The sequence below is a fragment of the Kitasatospora cinereorecta genome (assembly GCF_024172095.1).
Lineage (GTDB): Bacteria > Actinomycetota > Actinomycetes > Streptomycetales > Streptomycetaceae > Kitasatospora > Kitasatospora cinereorecta.
In genome coordinates, this window is record NZ_JAMZDX010000001.1 from 1,535,121 (window position 1) to 1,550,968 (window position 15,848).

Annotated in this window: 17 protein-coding genes; 13 read left to right on the forward strand and 4 right to left on the reverse strand. The window is 75.1% G+C overall.

The window, feature by feature from the left end; genetic code table 11:
* Positions 1–141 precede the first annotated feature (141 nt).
* The 9 genes from FHR36_RS06805 to FHR36_RS06845 all read left to right on the forward strand — a co-directional run bounded on the left by FHR36_RS06805 (position 142) and on the right by FHR36_RS06845 (position 9,019).
* Positions 142–327, forward strand: a complete 186-nt coding sequence (locus tag FHR36_RS06805) for a hypothetical protein (RefSeq protein ID WP_253794600.1) — start codon at positions 142–144, stop codon at positions 325–327.
* Between the two features lie 137 nt (positions 328–464).
* Positions 465–1,778, forward strand: a complete 1,314-nt coding sequence (locus FHR36_RS06810; protein ID WP_253794602.1) for a YcaO-like family protein — start codon at positions 465–467, stop codon at positions 1,776–1,778.
* Entirely contained in the window at positions 1,757–2,470 is a 714-nt protein-coding gene (locus tag FHR36_RS06815) for a TOMM precursor leader peptide-binding protein (protein ID WP_253794604.1), read from the forward strand. Before FHR36_RS06810 ends, FHR36_RS06815 begins: the two co-directional genes overlap by 22 nt.
* Positions 2,467–4,191, forward strand: a complete 1,725-nt coding sequence (locus FHR36_RS06820) for a nitroreductase family protein (protein WP_253794606.1) — start codon at positions 2,467–2,469, stop codon at positions 4,189–4,191. Before FHR36_RS06815 ends, FHR36_RS06820 begins: the two co-directional genes overlap by 4 nt.
* On the forward strand, positions 4,169–4,855 hold the full coding sequence (locus tag FHR36_RS06825; RefSeq protein ID WP_253794607.1) for a nitroreductase family protein: 687 nt from the start codon (positions 4,169–4,171) through the stop codon (positions 4,853–4,855). The genes FHR36_RS06820 and FHR36_RS06825 overlap by 23 nt, the downstream gene beginning before the upstream one ends.
* The gene (locus tag FHR36_RS06830) at positions 4,852–6,057 is read left to right on the forward strand and encodes a YcaO-like family protein (protein WP_253794608.1); all 1,206 of its coding nucleotides are present in this window, start codon (positions 4,852–4,854) and stop codon (positions 6,055–6,057) included. Before FHR36_RS06825 ends, FHR36_RS06830 begins: the two co-directional genes overlap by 4 nt.
* A gap of 10 nt (positions 6,058–6,067) precedes the next feature.
* Positions 6,068–7,468 carry a TfuA-like protein gene (locus FHR36_RS06835; RefSeq protein ID WP_253794609.1) on the forward strand — a complete coding sequence of 467 codons (1,401 nt, stop codon included), beginning with the start codon at positions 6,068–6,070 and terminating at the stop codon, positions 7,466–7,468.
* Positions 7,455–8,030, forward strand: a complete 576-nt coding sequence (locus tag FHR36_RS06840; protein ID WP_253794610.1) for a GNAT family N-acetyltransferase — start codon at positions 7,455–7,457, stop codon at positions 8,028–8,030. Before FHR36_RS06835 ends, FHR36_RS06840 begins: the two co-directional genes overlap by 14 nt.
* A gap of 65 nt (positions 8,031–8,095) precedes the next feature.
* The gene (locus FHR36_RS06845; protein ID WP_253794611.1) at positions 8,096–9,019 is read left to right on the forward strand and encodes a JmjC domain-containing protein; all 924 of its coding nucleotides are present in this window, start codon (positions 8,096–8,098) and stop codon (positions 9,017–9,019) included.
* Positions 9,020–9,055: 36 nt separating this feature from the next.
* On the opposite strand, the gene FHR36_RS06850 is transcribed toward FHR36_RS06845, so the two are convergent.
* A complete protein-coding gene (locus FHR36_RS06850; RefSeq protein ID WP_253794612.1) occupies positions 9,056–9,616 on the reverse strand; it encodes a PadR family transcriptional regulator in 561 nt (186 codons plus the stop codon).
* A gap of 69 nt (positions 9,617–9,685) precedes the next feature.
* On the opposite strand from FHR36_RS06850, the gene FHR36_RS06855 reads away from it, so the two are divergent.
* Positions 9,686–10,081, forward strand: a complete 396-nt coding sequence (locus FHR36_RS06855; protein WP_253794613.1) for a nuclear transport factor 2 family protein — start codon at positions 9,686–9,688, stop codon at positions 10,079–10,081.
* Between the two features lie 22 nt (positions 10,082–10,103).
* Here the strand turns inward: FHR36_RS06855 and FHR36_RS06860 are convergent, their stop codons facing one another.
* A complete protein-coding gene (locus FHR36_RS06860; RefSeq protein WP_253794614.1) occupies positions 10,104–10,286 on the reverse strand; it encodes a hypothetical protein in 183 nt (60 codons plus the stop codon).
* Between the two features lie 155 nt (positions 10,287–10,441).
* Between FHR36_RS06860 and FHR36_RS06865 the strand changes: the two genes are divergently transcribed.
* Positions 10,442–11,884 carry a glyceraldehyde-3-phosphate dehydrogenase gene (locus FHR36_RS06865; protein WP_253794616.1) on the forward strand — a complete coding sequence of 481 codons (1,443 nt, stop codon included), beginning with the start codon at positions 10,442–10,444 and terminating at the stop codon, positions 11,882–11,884.
* Positions 11,885–11,984: 100 nt separating this feature from the next.
* Here the strand turns inward: FHR36_RS06865 and FHR36_RS06870 are convergent, their stop codons facing one another.
* Together FHR36_RS06870 and FHR36_RS06875 are read right to left on the reverse strand one after the other, a co-directional pair.
* Positions 11,985–12,905 (reverse strand): diacylglycerol kinase, encoded by a 921-nt coding sequence (locus tag FHR36_RS06870; RefSeq protein ID WP_253794618.1) that lies wholly within the window; start codon positions 12,903–12,905, stop codon positions 11,985–11,987.
* Between the two features lie 123 nt (positions 12,906–13,028).
* Positions 13,029–14,657: an FAD-binding oxidoreductase gene (locus tag FHR36_RS06875; RefSeq protein WP_253794619.1), complete on the reverse strand. Its 1,629-nt coding sequence runs from the start codon at positions 14,655–14,657 to the stop codon at positions 13,029–13,031.
* Positions 14,658–14,729: 72 nt separating this feature from the next.
* Here FHR36_RS06875 and FHR36_RS06880 point away from each other — a divergent pair, with 72 nt between their 5' ends.
* Positions 14,730–15,326: a TetR/AcrR family transcriptional regulator gene (locus tag FHR36_RS06880; protein ID WP_253794620.1), complete on the forward strand. Its 597-nt coding sequence runs from the start codon at positions 14,730–14,732 to the stop codon at positions 15,324–15,326.
* The coding region (locus tag FHR36_RS06885; RefSeq protein ID WP_253794621.1) for an FAD-dependent oxidoreductase at positions 15,323–15,848 on the forward strand (526 nt) is incomplete at its 3' end. The genes FHR36_RS06880 and FHR36_RS06885, both read left to right, overlap by 4 nt.

Genomic DNA, 15,848 nt, shown 5'->3' on the forward strand with positions numbered 1-15,848 from the left:
CTGGTGGTCCGGTGATCGGCCCGGCGCCGGTGTTGACGGTGCGTTGATCTTCCCGTTGATCTTCCATTGACGGCCGTCCGCGAGTCTTCCCCTCGGGCGGCCGATCCGGGTCGCCCGACTCCGAGAGAGAGGGAGACCGTCATGGCTCCTGGCCAGAAGCTGGACCTCGACGTGACCGACGTGACGCCGATGACCTGGAACGACCTGTCGGGCGACCTGTCCGCGGCGGGCAGCTGCGGCAGCGGTGGCGGCGGCGGCTCCAGCTGCTCCGGCTGCACCACCTGCTGCACGCACTGCGGCGACGGCAACTGCGGCTGCTGCATCTGACGCTGATGCCCCGGCTCGCCGAACGGCGCTGACGCCCCGGCCCGCCGAAAGGCGCTGACGTCAGATCCGGCGGGGCGTTGCGGCCGACCTTGCGCCGCACCGCCCCGCCACCCGCGACGGACAAGTGAGGCCCCGCCATGCCCTCGGTGGCAGACGATCAGATCAAGAGACTCGACGAGCTGGTGTCCCCGTACGGTGTCGTGTCCGGCACCCGGGCGTACCGCTCGGAGGGCTGGACCGCCCGGATGCACGGCTTCCACGCCGAGGGCGGCAGCGGACGTCCCGGCTTCGGCGCCGACCGCTTCTCCAGCAACGGCAGCGGACGCTCCTGGGGTGACCCCGAGCGGGCCCGGCTGGTGGCGGTCGCCGAGGCGGCGGAGCGCTACTCGGCGTACGAGCCGCCCACCGCCGAGCACCGCTGGGCCGCCGTCGACGAGCTCGACGGGCACGACGGGCTCGACGGGCCGGTCCTCGACCTCGCCCGGCTTCCGCGCTGCTCGGCCACCGAACTGGCCGACCCCGCCTGCCCGATCGCGCCGCTCGACCCCTCCGCACCGATCCGCTGGGTCCAGGGCATGGAGCTGGTGACCGGAGAACGGACCTGGCTGCCCTCGGTGATGGCGACCTACCGGCTGCATCCGCACGTACCCGCCGAGCGGTTCTGGTACCGGCTGTCCACCGGCTTCGCGGTCCACAGCGACCCGGCCGAGGCGCTGCTGCGCGCCGCCCTGGAGGTGGTCGAGCGGGACGCGATCGCGCTCACCTGGCTGCAGCGGATGCCGCTGCCACCCCTGCCCGAGGGGGTGGGCACGCCCGTGCTGGACGAGCTGCTCGCCGCCTCGCGCCGCCACTTCCTGAAGACCCTGCTCTTCGACGCGACGACCGATGTCGGCGTGCCGACCGTCTACTGCCTCCAGGTCTCCGAACACGACCGGACCATCCGCCACGTGGTGGGCTGCGCCGCCGACCGTACGCTGCCGGCGGCGGCCGAGAAGGCGCTGGCCGAGGCGCTCGGCATCCGGGGCCTGCTGTACGACGGCACGGCGGCGCCGGACTCGTACGCCGAGTTCACCTCGATCACCGACGGCGCCCGCTACATGGCCGCGCCGCAGCGCGCCGACGCCTTCGCCTTCCTGCACGCCGCCGCCGCGGGCCGGCCGCGCGCCGAGGCGCCCGAACTCCCCGCCGACCCGCGCGCCGCGCTCGCCGTCCTGCTCGACCGCTTCGCGGCGCTCGACATGCGGGCGTACGCCGTCGACCGGACCCACTGCGAGCTGAGCGCCGTCGGCCTGAGCGCCTTCAACGTCGTCGTGCCGGACCTGCAGCCGATGACGCTGACCCCGCTCGCCCAGTTCCGCGCCCACCCCCGCCTGTTCGCCGCCCCGGCCGCGATGGGGTTCACCGTCCACTCCGAGGAGGAGCTCAACCCATGGCCGCAACCGTTCGCCTGACCGGCGGTCCGCTGCTGGTCGCCGGCGTCGGAGGCTTCGGGGAGCAGGTGGCGCACCTGCTGTCCACCGGCGGCCTCGACGCCCAGCCGATCCCACCGGACAGCCTGGCGGACGCCTTCGCCGGCCGACCCGCCGCAGTCGTCCTGGCCGCCCAGCACCCGATGCCCGACCTCTGCGCCCGCGCCGACACGCTGGCCTGGCGGCACCGGGTGCCGTGGCTGCCCGTGATCACCGAGGACCTGGTGCTGCGCGTCGGCCCCTGGGTGGTGCCCGGCCAGGGCCCGTGCTTCGGCTGCTACCAGGCGCGCCGGATCCAGCACGACGACCAGGCCGCGCTCACCGGCGCCCTCCGGCACGCCCAGGAGACGGCGGAGGGGAGCGGGCCGCGCGGCTTCCTGCCGCAGCACGCCCGCACCGCCGCCGGCCTGCTGCACGCCCTCCTCGGCGGCCCGGACGGCGTGACCGCCCGGCCCGGGGCCGTCACCTCCGTCAGCCTGCGGTACGGCGACATCGACACCCACCCGGTGCTGCGCTGCCACGGCTGCCCGCGCTGCGCACCCGAGAGCGTTCCCGGCGTGGACCGCACCGGCGTGCTCGCCGGGCTGGCCGGACCGGCCCTGTGGGCGGCGCGAGCCATTGAGAGCGCCACAACCGAGAGCGCCAGGACGACGCACCAGGGAGTTCCCGCATGAGGACGGACACGGACCGCGAGAACACGGACCGCGAGAACACGGCGCCGGCCGCGCACGGCCACGACTGCCGGCCCCGGCTGCGGCGCGGTATCGCGGTCACCCCGCTGCCCGCCGGCCTGGTGGTCGAGGCCGTCGGCCGTCGCCACCTGTTCCGGGGCGAGGCGGCCACCGCCACCCTGCCCCGGCTGTTCGCGCTGCTCGACGGCACCCGGGACGCCGCCGCGCTCGCGGCGGAACTCGGCCACGAGGTCGCCGCGATCGAACCCGTCCTGGCCGCGGTCGAGGCCCGCGCCCTGCTCGAACCCACCTGCCCCGCGACCGCCGCGGCCCCGGTCGCCGGCGCGCCGCAGGCGGCGGACGCGGTGGCCGAGTTCCTGGCGCGCACCGGTCCGGTGGCCGCCGTCGAGGGCGGTTCGGTGACCGCGCTGGCCCGCCTGGCGGCGAGTACGGTCGCCGTGGCCGGCCCGCCCGCAGTGACCGAGCGGATCGCCGAGGACCTGCGGGCCTGCGGGGTGGGCCGGGTCACGGCCGTGGAGCCCGGCGATGCCGCTCCGGACGGCCCGGTGGACCTGCTGGTGGTCTGCGACGACGATCCGCGGCTGCTCGCCGCGGCGGTCCGCCACGGCGCGGCCGGCGGCTTCGAGGTCCTGCGCTACGCCGTCCGGGACGCGGCGCACACCGCCGACGCGACCGGCGCGATCGAGATCGGTCCCCGGTTCCGGCCCGGCCACACCGCCTGCGCCGACTGCCTCCGGACCGGCCGCGCACGGGAGTTCCCGGCCGACCGGGTGCCGTCCGTGCTGTCGCCCGCGGTCGTCGACCTGGCGGCCGGCCTGGTCGCGGACCAGGTCACCGCGGTGCTCGCCGGCACCGCCGTACCGCTGCCGCGCCGCGAGCTGCGCCGCCTCTCCCTGCCGGACTTCTCCACCCGCTACCTGGCGGTCGTCCCGGAGCCGGGCTGCCTCGAGTGCGGACCGATCGGCGACGGTCCCGAGCAGGAGGCGGACACCGTCGAGTGGCTGCTGCAGGCGAGCCCGCCGGAGCGGTACGCCGCCGGTGCGGGCGTCGCGCCGTTCGAGCCGCTCCCCGTGCTCGACCTGCCGGCCAGTCCGCGACGGCCGCTGACCGCCCCGGCGCCGGCGGACTGCACGCCGGGCGTGCCGGACGAACGGGCGCTCGCCGTGCTGCTCTCGCGCACCGCCGGCCCGCGGGAGACGGCCTCCAGCGGGGGAGCGGCCGAGGACGGCGCGGGCATCCGGCGGCGCTGGGCGCCCAGCGGCGGCAACCTCGGCTCGGTGCAGCTCTTCCTGCTCACCGAGGACGACTGGCCGGGGCTGCCCGGCACCGTGTTCCGGTACGACGCCGAGGCCGGCGAACTGGTCGCGGCGCGCGCCGACGCACCGCCGTTGAGCGCGCTGCTGGCGGGCACGGCGCTGGCCGGGCGGCCGGTCCGGGCGGCCCTGGTGTTCACCGGCGCGCTGCACCGGCTGTGGGGCAAGTACCACCAGTTCTCGCCCCGCCTGACCCACCTCGACACCGGCTGCGCGATGGCACAGGCCGCGCTGGTCGCAGGCGAGTTGGGCCTGCGCGCCGAGCTGGCCGCCGGTGACGTCGGCGCCCTCGCCGAGCACCTGGAACTGAACCCGGTCGACCAGCTGGTGACGGGGATCGTCGGAATCTACGGGAAGGACCACGCGGATGCCGCTCGTCGACCAGCGTGAGGTGATGACCGCGTTCGCGGACCGGCTCGCCGCCCGCCGCGCGGAGCTGTCCGCCGGCCCGGTCGGGGTCGCTCCGGCACAGGAGGCCCGCGCGGCCTCCGCGAGGACGGTCTGGGAGGTGCTGGAGGCCCGCCGCTCGGTCCGGTCGTTCGACGCCCGACCGGTGGCGGCCGCCGAGCTGTCCGCCGTCCTCGCCCGGGCGCTGACGGACCATCGCGCGCAGTGGCCCGATCGGCCGGCCGACCTCACCGTCCTGCTGGCGGCGTACCGGGTGGAGGGTCTGGCCGCCGGCTGGTACGCGGTCGGGCCGGACGGCGGCTTCGGCGCGGTGACCGGCGCCCCGGACCTCCCGGACCCCGTGGAGGTGTACGACGGCGCCCCCGCCGTGCTGGTGGTCGGCGGCGACCTGGCGGCCGCCGTCCGGCGGGCCGACCAGGCGGGCTATACCGACCTGCTGGTCCGGGCCGGGATGCTCGCCCACGGCTGCTGGCTGACGGCGATCGCCGCCGGGCTCGGCGGCTGCCTGCGCGGCCGCGCCCAGGGGCCGGCCACGGCCGCCCTCCACGCGGCGCAGCCGGGGGGACGGCACCTGCTCAGCCTGACCTTGGGCCACCCCGTGCCCGTAACCGGCGGCCCTGGTGACGGAACGGCGGCGGCCCGGTGAGCGCCGCCGGTACCGCCACAGCCCGCACCGCACCCGACCGTCGGGCCGCCGCCGGGGACGGTACGAAGACGTACTTCGCCGGGACGCACCGGGCCTGCCCGCCGGCGCGGACCTGGGAGCGGCTGGCCCCGCTGCTCCCGGCCGTCGGCGTCACCCGGATCGCGGACCTGACCTGGCTGGACGACATCGGCATTTCCGTCCAGCAGGCCGTCGCCCCGGCCGGGCGCTACCTCTCGGTGTACCAGGGCAAGGGGCTCGACCCGGTGTCGGCCAAGGTGTCCGCCGCGATGGAGGCGCTCGAGCGGTGGCACGGCGAACACCTGGACACCCGGCCCGACCGGGTCGCCACCGTCGCGCAGGTCGAGCCGACGCTGGGCTACCTGGTCGGCGAACTCGCCCTCCGCGACCGCCACTGCCTCAACCCGGCGACCCGGCTGGCCTGGCGCGCCGCCGAACGCCTGGACGGCGGCGGCGACTCGCTCGTCCCGCTGGACCTGCTGAGCCTGGACCGCCGGGTCCGACCGCGCTGGCGCCCGCCGCTGTTCGCCGCCACCAGCAACGGCCTGGCCGGCGGCAACACCCGCGACGAGGCCGTTGCGCACGGCCTCTACGAGGTGATCGAGCGGGACGCGATCCACCGGGCGATGGCGACCGGTCCGGCGCGCCTGATCGACGCCGACGACGTACCCGGACCGGCGGGCGAACTCGTCGAGCGGTACCGGGCGGCCGGCGTCCAGGTCGGGATCGGCCTGCTCGCCACGCCGCTGGAGGTGCCGTGCTTCGGCGTGGCGATCCGCAGCGCGGGCTTCCCCGTGCCGCTGTACGGCTACGGCTGCCACCTGGACACCCAGGTCGCGCTCTGCCGGGCCCTCACCGAGGCGGCCCAGGTCCGGCTGTCGATCATCGCCGGCGCCCGGGACGACCTGGAGGACCGGACGTACCGGCGGCTGCGCCACGCCATCGCGGTCGACTCGTCGACACCGCCGCCGCCGCCCGAGCGGGGCGGCCCGGCGCCCCTGCCCTTCGACGCCGTCCCGTCCATGGTGCTGCCCGACCACCGTGCCGAGAACGCCCGGCTGGTCGAACGCGTCACCGCCGTCACCGGCCGCAGCCCGCTGGTCGTCGACCACACCCGGGCCGACTTCGGCGTCCCGGTCGTCCACGTCGTCTGCCCCGGCATGACGATGCCCCGCACCGTGTGAGGCCCGCACCATGACCAAGCGCTACCTCTTCCTCGGCCCCTCCGCCCCCGGGCTCACCCCGCCGCCCGGCATCACCCTGCTGCCCCCGATCGCCGCCGGCGACCTGCTGGCCCTGCCGCTGGCCGAGGGCGACACCGTCGGCATCGTCGACGGCTACTTCCACCACGTACGGGCGGTGCCGCACAAGGAGATCCTCGCCGTCCTCGACCGCGGCGTCGCGGTGCTCGGCGCGGCCAGCATGGGCGCGCTGCGCGCCGCCGAACTCGACACCTTCGGCATGCACGGCATCGGCCGGATCTACCGGGACTACCGGGACGGGCGGATCGACGCCGACGACGAGGTGACCCTGCTGCACGGCCCGGCCGAGAGCGACTACCGCGCGATGTCCGAGCCGCTGGTCGTCGTCCGGGCCACGCTGTCCCGGGCGGTGCGCGACGGGGCGTGCGACGAGGGGACCGCGGAGCGGATCGTCGACGCCCTGCGGGCCCTCCCGTACCCGCGCCGCAGCTTCCGGCGCTTCGCCGAACTGGCCGACACCGTCGGCGTGGGGGCCGGAGAGCTGCGCGCGCTCGGCGAGCACTGCGCACGCCACCGCGAGGACGTGAAGCGCGCCGACACCCTCGCCCTGGTCGAGCGGTTGGCCGCGGCCGAGGCGCCTGCCGTCACCCGGTGCCCGGTACCGCGGACCGTGTACCTGGCGGCCTGGGAGGACCGGGCCCGACGGCTGCCCGGAGACGGCGGCCCGGGGACGCTGGCCGCGCTCCGGCTGCTGCAAGTGCTCTCGGACGACCTCCCGGCGGCGCGCCGGAGCGTGGTGCTGGCGTCGATCGCCCGCGAGTGCGCCGACAGCTGCGGCCGACCGCCCACCGACGACGACGCCGTCATGGCGGTCGCCCACGGAGTCCACTGCGGGGTGTACCCCGACCCTGCCACCGGTCGGGAGAACGAATTCGCCTTCCTGCGACCGTGGTTGACCGAGCAGGAGGCGTCCGGCGGCAGCCTGCGCGACCGGCTGGAACTCTTCCTGTCCCGGAGCTTCGAGCTCGACCCCGGCGTCCCCGCGGACACGCTCCTGCTCGACGCGTTCGAGCACACCCCGCTGCTCGCCCGCGCCCACGACGCGGCCGCCTCCTGCCTGCGCACGCACGAGGAACCGGCGCAGCAGCGGCCGGAGTTCGACCCCGTCCGGCTCTCCCGCGAGGAACTGGCCGAGCGCCTCACCGCACGGTGGGGCTGCCTGCCCGCCGAGGCGGACCTGCACGCGCTGGACCGCGGCTTCGAGTCGCTCGACGCGGCCGTCGAGGCGGCCCGCCCGTACCACCGGCTGCTCGCGAACGGCTCCGCCGTGCGCGGCACGACCCCCCGTACTTCCGACCCCGAGCCGGACGGGAACAGCCATGCGCGCCCTTGAGACCTTCCCCGACATCCCCCGGGTCGACGGCGGCGTGGTCGTGCTGCGCGCGGCCTGCGACGCCGACGCCGCCGCGATGGCCGAGGGGCTGCGCGACCCCCGGGTGCAGCGCTACATCCCGGGCGCGCCGGCGGACGCGACCGAGCAGTCGCTCCGGCGGTACATCCGGGAAGGGGTGCCGGCCTACTGGGCCGGCGGCTCGGCCGCGGTGTTCGCCGTCGCCGACCCCGCCAGCGACGCGTTCCTCGGGATCGCCATGCTCACCCTTCCCCGGCAGCTCCCCGACATCGGCGAGGCGGTGCTGTGGCTGTCCCCGGCCGGGCGCGGCCTGCGCCGGGCCACCGCCGCGCTGCGCACGCTCTGCCGGTTCGGCTTCGAGGAGCTCCAGCTGGCCCGGATCGAGGCGTTCACCGCGGTCAGCAACCGGGCGATGCGCCTGGTCGGCTCCTACGCCGGCTTCTCCACCGAGGGGGTGGCGCGCGCCAGGCTGCTGGACCCGTCCACCGGCCGCCGGGAGGACGCGATCTTCGCCGGGATGCTGCCGGGCGACCTGCAGCCCTGAGGCCCTGAGGCCCGACCCCGCGCCCGCACCGGCACCACCCACCACCGCACCGAGGACCGGACGACATGGACATCCTGCACCGATTCACCGGCGCCGCCGAGGAGTTCACCGGCGCGCTGCACCGCCGCACCCCCCGGGTGTTCCGCCCCGCCGATCCGCCGCTCGACCTGCTGCGCGCGGCCGAGCTGGACCACTGGCTGGACACCGGCCTGCTCCGGGTGCCGTACCTGCAACTGGTCACCGCCGAAGGCGAGGTGCCGCTGCCGCAGTTCTGCCCGCCGCGCCGGGTCCTCGGCCGGACCGAGCACGGCTACGTGGACGGGAGCGCCGTGCGCCACCTCCTCGCCGAGGGGGCCGCGACCGTCCTGCTGCGCCACGTCGACCAGTGGCACCCCGGCGTCCGCGCCGTCTGCGCGGCGATGCGGAGCGAACTCGGCCGCCAGGTGGAGGCGTTCTGGTTCGTCACCCCGCCCGGCACCCAGGGCCGCCCGGTGCACCGCGACGACGCCGATGTGTTCGTGGTCCAGACCGAGGGCGCCAAGGTCTGGCACCTGTACGGCGGCCCGCTCGACGGCCGCTGGGCCCCCGGTCCCGTCGACGTCCCCGCGGAGCCGGAGTTCACCGTACGGCTGGAGCCGGGCGAGGTGCTGTACGTACCGCGCGGCCACGCCCACCGGGCGGTCGCCGCCGAACGCGGCGCCTCGGCCCACCTCTCCTTCACCGTCCGGGAGGCGGGCGATGCCCACCTGCGGGCCGCACTGGACGGGCTGCTGGCCGGAGCGGGCGACCGGCCCGCCCGGCCGCTGGGCGAGGCGGACCTGCTGGCGGCCGCCGACCGGCTGCTGACCGAGGCGCGTACGGCGCTCGCCGCGCTGAGCGCCGAGGATCTTCTCGACCGCGCCCGGGCCGGCATGGAGGCGGTCGGACCGGTCCCCGGCGGCGCGCCGGCCGGGCGCCGGATCACCGACCTGTTCGCTGCAACGCCCTGACACACCCGGCCACTTGCGCGGCCCGACTGTCCCGGGTCAGCGGGCGGCGCGCCGGTCGAGGACGTCGAGGGCGAGCTCGCCCCAGTGGAGGTTCTCCCGTTCGAAGGCCATGCCGCGCAGCAGGGTGAGGTACGGGCCGACGCGGTCGGCCCCGGCGAGGAAGTCCTCCTCGGTGCGGCCGGCGAGCAGTCGGGTGCGCAGGCGCTCGTATCGGGCGAGCTTGTCGGTCGCCAGGGCGACGCGTTCGGCGATGGCGGCACGGACGGCGGCGGAGTCGCCGTCGTCCAGGCAGCGGACCTTGACCAGCAGTTCGTCGCGGATGGCGGTCGGCCGGGCGGGCGGCTCGGCGGTGTACGCGTGGAGGGCGGCCCGGCCCGCCGCGGTGAGGGAGAAGAGGCGCTTGTTGGGGCGGCGCTCCTGCTCCACGACGCGCGCGGCGACCAGGCCCTCGTCCTCCATCCGGTCGAGTTCGCGGTAGAGCTGCTGCGGGGTGGCCGTCCAGTAGTTGGCGACGGAGGCGTCGAAGCCCTTGGCGAGGTCGTAGCCGGAGGCCTCGCCGTCGAGGAGGGCGGCCATCAGGGCGTTGCGCAATGCCATTCCAGCCACGATACTCGCCGAAGCACTTATTCAACTTGTTGAGTATGAAGAGCCGGGAGGTCGGGTCCGATGCATCCGTTCCGCGAGGCGGTCGAGAAGCGCGACGCGCAGGCCGTGGCCGCGCTGCTGGCCGAGAACGTCGTCTTCACCAGTCCGGTGGTGTTCCGCCCGTACGAGGGCAAGGCGATCACCGCCGCGATCCTGCGCGGCGCGATGCGGGTCTTCGAGGACTTCCGGTACGTCCGGGAGATCGCCGACGCCGGCGGCCGGGACCACGCGCTGGTGTTCACCGCGACCGTCCGGGGCCGCCAGGTCCACGGCTGTGACTTCCTGCACTTCGACGAGGACGGGCTGATCGACGACTTCACCGTGATGGTCCGCCCGCTGTCCGGCGCCCAGGCGCTGGCCGAGGCGATGGGCGCGGAGTTCGAGCGGATCGCCGCCGAGGCCGCCGCCGGGCAGTGAGACGCAGGAGTCGACCGGCCGGTCAGTCGGGCGCGTCCGTCGCCCGCGGCCGGCCGGCGGCCTGCTCGTCCACCAGGAACCGGGCGTACCAGTCGGCCCAGTCGGGGTCCGGCTCGCCGGTCCGCTGCTCGTACTCGTGGTGCGCCTCGGCGGCCCGGCGCAGGGCGGCGGCGAACTCGGCGTCCGAGCGGTAGCTGATCTCCATCTCTGCAGGGTGGCCGACCGGGGACCCACCCCGGGCCGCGGCGCGCCGGAGGGGGCCTTGGAAGGGCTCCGGATCGGCTTCGGCGGGACCGCTGTCATGATCCACAACGGCGAAAGCTAGCATGGAGACAACCCTCTAGCTCGAAAGATGGACTTGTGACTGTCAACGACGACGTGTTCACGGACTGGAAGAACCGCGAGGAGATCGCGGAGTCGATGATCCCGATCATCGGACGACTGCACCGGGAGAAGGACGTCACGGTCCTGCTGCACAGCCGCTCCCTGGTGAACAAGTCGGTCGTCTCCATCCTCAAGACCCACCGCTTCGCCCGCCAGATCGCCGGCGAGGAGCTCTCGGTCACGGAGACCTTCCCCTTCCTGAATGCCCTCACCTCGCTCGACCTCGGCCCGTCCCAGATCGACCTCGGCATGCTCGCCGCGACCTACAAGGCCGACAGCCGCGGCCTGTCGGTGGAGGAGTTCACCGCGGAGGCCGTCGCCGGTGCGACCGGGGACAACAAGCTCGAGCGCCGCGACGCGCGCGACGTCGTCCTGTACGGCTTCGGCCGGATCGGCCGCCTGGTGGCCCGCCTGCTCATCGAGAAGGCCTCGGGCAACGGTCTGCGGCTGAAGGCCATCGTGGTCCGCAACAGCGGCGGCGACGACCTGGTGAAGCGTGCCTCGCTGCTGCGCCGTGACTCGATCCACGGCCAGTTCCAGGGCACGATCACGGTCGACGAGGCCAACAACAAGATCATCGCCAACGGCAACGAGATCACGGTGATCTACTCCAACGACCCGAGCGAGGTGGACTACACCGAGTACGGGATCAAGGACGCGATCCTGATCGACAACACCGGCCGCTGGCGCGACCGCGAGGGCCTGTCCAAGCACCTGCGCCCCGGTATCGCCAAGGTCCTGCTGACCGCGCCGGGCAAGGGCGACGTCCCGAACATCGTCCACGGTGTCAACCACGACACCATCAAGCCGGACGAGCAGATCATCTCCTGCGCCTCCTGCACCACCAACGCGATCGTCCCGCCGCTGAAGGCGATGGACGAGAAGTACGGCGTGCTGCGCGGCCACGTGGAGACCGTCCACTCGTTCACCAACGACCAGAACCTGCTGGACAACTACCACAAGGCCGACCGCCGCGGCCGGTCCGCGCCGCTGAACATGGTCATCACCGAGACCGGTGCGGCCTCCGCGGTCACCAAGGCGCTGCCGGAGCTCAAGGCGAAGATCACCGGCAGCTCGATCCGCGTGCCGGTGCCGGACGTCTCGATCGCGATCCTGAACCTGCAGCTGGCCACCGAGACCACGCGCGAGGACGTCCTCGAGTACCTGCGCAACGTCTCGCTGACCTCGCCGCTGAAGCGCCAGATCGACTTCACCACGGCGCCGGACGCGGTCTCCAGCGACTTCATCGGCTCGCGCCACTCGTCGATCGTCGACGCCGGTGCGACCAAGGTCGAGGGCGACAACGCGATCCTCTACCTGTGGTACGACAACGAGTTCGGCTACTCCTGCCAGGTGGTCCGGGTCGTCCAGACCATCTCGGGTGTCGAGTACCCGACCTACCCGCTCCCGGCGGCCTGAGCCCCGGAACGGAAATCGACCGCCGTCGCGCCTCCGGGCGCGGCGGCGGTCGCCGTTTTCGTGCAGCGGTCCGCGGTGGGCGGTTCGCGGTGGGGCCCGGTCAGCCGGGGACGATCACCCGGAGCGCGCCCGGGCGGACGGCCAGCTCCACCGGCAGCGGGGCCATCGGCTCGCCGTCGGCGTACGCGCTGATGCCGGCGGACTCGATCCGCAGCGAGGCCGTCCGCACCGTCTCCACCTTCTGGTGGTGGATGTGGGTGCCCTTGAAGACGGTCGGGAAGAAGCGGACCAGGGTGCGCCGGGGCATGGCGTGCACCAGGGTGACATCCAGCAGCCCGTCGGCCGGGTCGGCCTGCGGGCAGACCGCCATGCCGCCGCCGTAGCTGCGGGTGTTGCCGATCGCGGCGAGGGTCAGGTCCCGTTCCAGGACGGTGCCGTCGTCCAGCACCAGGCGGAACGGCAGCGGCCGCAGCCGGGCCAGCTCCGCGACCATGGCGACGTTGTAGCGCATCCGGCCGCGCGGCCAGGTCATCCGGTTGGCGCGGTCGGTGACCAGCGAGTCGAAGCCGGCGGCCAGGACGGTGCCGAAGTGGCGGCCCGTGCCGTCCGGGCCGGTCACCTCGACCAGGTCGACCGTGCGGGTGCGGCCGGCGGCGATCACATCGGCGGCCTGCCGCGGGTCGCCCAGCGGGATCCCGTACGCCCGGGCGTGGTCGTTGCCGGTGCCGGCCGGGACGATGCCGAGCGCCACCCCGCTGCCGGCCAGCGCCTGCAGGGCGAGGTTGATCATGCCGTCGCCGCCGATCGCGATCAGCGCGTCGATGTCGCCGGCCACCGCCTCGTGGGCGAGCCGGCCGGAGTCGGCGGCGTCGGCGCCCTCCAGCCGGGTCACCGCGATGCCGTGCTCGCGCAGGCGGTCGACGGCCCGGCCGGCCGCCTGCGTGGCGTGGCCGGCGTCCGCCGCCGGGTTGACCAGGACGGCGGCCCGGCGGATCGGGCCGGTGCCCTCGGTACGGCTCATGTGTGCGTCCTCCCCGGTGCCGGTGTGGTCGGACCGCCCGGCCCGGGCACATGGCGCCGGGCCGGGCGGGTGTCGCGATGTCGAACGGGTCGAGCGGTTGACGCAGGCGTCGACTCGGTCGGCTCAGGGGATGAGCTTGCCCGGGTTGAGGATCCCCGCCGGGTCGACGGTGTCCTTGACCGCCCGCAGGATGCGGACGCCGACCTCGCCGATCTCCTGCTCCATCCACGGCCGGTGGTCGGTGCCGACGGCGTGGTGGTGGCTGATGGTGCCGCCGCCCGCCATGATCGCGTCGCAGGCGGCCCGCTTGACGCCGGCCCACTGCTCGGCCGGGTCGCCCTTCTCGGCGGCGACCACGGTGAAGTAGAGCGAGGCACCGGTCGGGTAGACGTGCGAGATGTGGCACATCACCATCGACTCGGTGCCGGTGGCCCGGAGCGCGTCGGTGAGCGCCGCGGTCACGCCGGCCTTGAGCTCGCCGAGGCGGGCCCAGTCGGTCGCGGTCTCCAGGGTCTCGCACAGCGCGCCGGCGTCCAGCAGCGAGTCGCGCAGGTACGGGGCGTTGAACCGGCCGTGCTCCCAGGCGCGGGCCGGCTCCTCGCCGAGCGAGGTGGCGCCGGCCGCCAGCAGGACGGCGCGGGTGCGCTCGTGCCCGGCGGCGACCTGCTCGGCGGTGCCCTCGAAGACCGTGACGGCCAGGCAGCCGCCGGTCACGGTGGAGCCGCCGATCTTGTCGGTCATGGCCAGGTTGACCGCGGTCTCGGCCTCGTCGGAGAGCCGGATCACGGTCGGGCCGGTCTGCTGCTGCTCGACGGCGCGCAGCGCGGCCGCGCCGGTGGCGAAGTCGGGGAAGCTCCACGCCTCGTACGCCTTCACCGCGGGCAGCGGGTGCACCCGCAGCCGGACCGCGGTGATCACGCCGAGGGTGCCCTCGGAGCCGAGGAAGAGCTGGCGCAGGTCGGGGCCGGCGGCGGAGGCCGGGGCGCGGCCGAGGTCCACGGTGCCGGTCGGGGTGACCACCCGCAGGCCGCGCACCATGTCGTCGAAGCGGCCGTGGCCGGCCGAGTCCTGCCCGGAGGAGCGGGTGGCGGCGAAGCCGCCGATGGTGGCGTAGCGGAAGCTCTGCGGGTAGTGGCCGAGCTCCCAGCCGCGCTCGGCGAGCAGTTCCTCGGCGCGCGGGCCGGTCAGACCGGCGCCGAGCACGGCCTCGCCGGAGGTCTCGTCCAGGCTGTGCAGGGCGTCCAGCCGGCGCAGGTCGAGGGAGATCACCGCGGTGAAGCCGGCCCGGACCGGGTCCAGGCCGCCGACCACGCTGGTGCCGCCGCCGAACGGGACGACCGCGATCCGCCGCTCGGCGCAGAGCGCGAGCAGGGCGGCGATCTCCTCCTCGCTGCCGGGCAGCACCACGGCGTCCGGCGCGTCCTGCTCGGCCCGGCTGCGGCGGCGCAGCAGGTCCGGCGTGGACTTGCCGCCGGCGCGCAGCAGCCGGTCGGTGTCGGCGGTGCCGACGTGCTCGGCGCCGACGATCGCGGCCAGGTGATCGCGGTCGGCCGCGGTGAGGGCGGAGGGCGTCAGGACGACCTCGGCGGCGGCGAGTTCGGGCTCCTCGGAGGGGGTGACGCCGAACGCCGCGGCGAGCAGGTCCCGGATGTCCGCAGGCAGGGGCTTGGCCAGGGCGGGATCGCCCCAGCCGTTCCACCGCATCGGGGGAAGCGGGAGGGTCGCCTGGTCGGGCCGTACCTCGGAAGTCATCGGGTTACCTCGCTCCATCGGGAGAATCTCGGTGGGAATCTCGTCGAGACCTGCGTTACAGTATGACGCATTATGTCAAGTAGTAACGAGGGTTCGCCGAGCGCCGACAGCCCGCGCTCCACCGACGACGCGATCCTGGACGCCGCCGCCGACCTCGTCGTCCACCTGGGCGTCCACCGCACCCAGCTGGCCGAGATCGCCCGCCGCGCCGGGGTCAGCCGACCCACCGTCTACCGGCGCTGGCCCGACGTGCGCGCCGTCATCGGCGCCCTGCTCACCCGTGAGATCGCCGCCGTCCGCGCCCAGGTCCTCCCGGCCGGCGACGACCGCGAGTCCTTCGTCGACTCCGTCGTGCAGACCTCGGTCCTGCTGCGCGACCACCCCGTCCTCGGCGCGCTGCTGCACTCCGGCGAGGACACCCTCTTCCAGTACGTCGTCGACCGGCTCGGCACCAGCCAGCGCGGCATGCTCGACGCCCTGCGCGAGGGGATCGAACGCGGGCAGCGGCACGGCTCGATCCGGGCCGGCGAACCGGGCCAACTCGCCGTGATGGTCCTGCTCATCGCCCAGTCCACCGTCCAGTCCCACCGCATGGTCGCCGAACTGCTCGACGAGCAGGCGCTGCGCCGCGAACTGGGCACCGCCCTGAACGGATACCTGACGCCATGACCCCCAGCGCGCCCGCCACCGCCCTCAACGCCGCCCGCCGCAGCGCCGACCTCGACGCGCTCGCCGACGGCACCGCCACCGTCGACGTGCTGGTGATCGGCGGCGGCGTCACCGGCGCCGGCGTCGCGCTCGACGCCGCCTCGCGCGGCCTGCGCACCGTCCTGGTCGAGTCCCGTGACCTCGCCTTCGGCACCAGCCGGTGGAGTTCCAAGCTGGTCCACGGCGGACTGCGCTACCTCGCCTCCGGCCGCATCGGCGTCGCCCACGAGAGCGCGGTCGAGCGCCACGTCCTGATGACCAGGACCGCCCCGCACCTGATCCGCGCACTGCCCCAGCTCGTCCCGCTCCTCCCGGCGGTCGGCCGCGGCCAGTCCGCGCTGGTCCGGGTCGGCTTCCTGGCCGGCGACGCGCTGCGGGTCAGCGCCCGCACCCCGGGCGCCCTGCTGCCCCGGGCCCGCCGGGTGGGCGCCGCCCGCGCCGCCGAACTCGTCCCCGCCGTCCGCACCGACGGGCTGCGCGGCG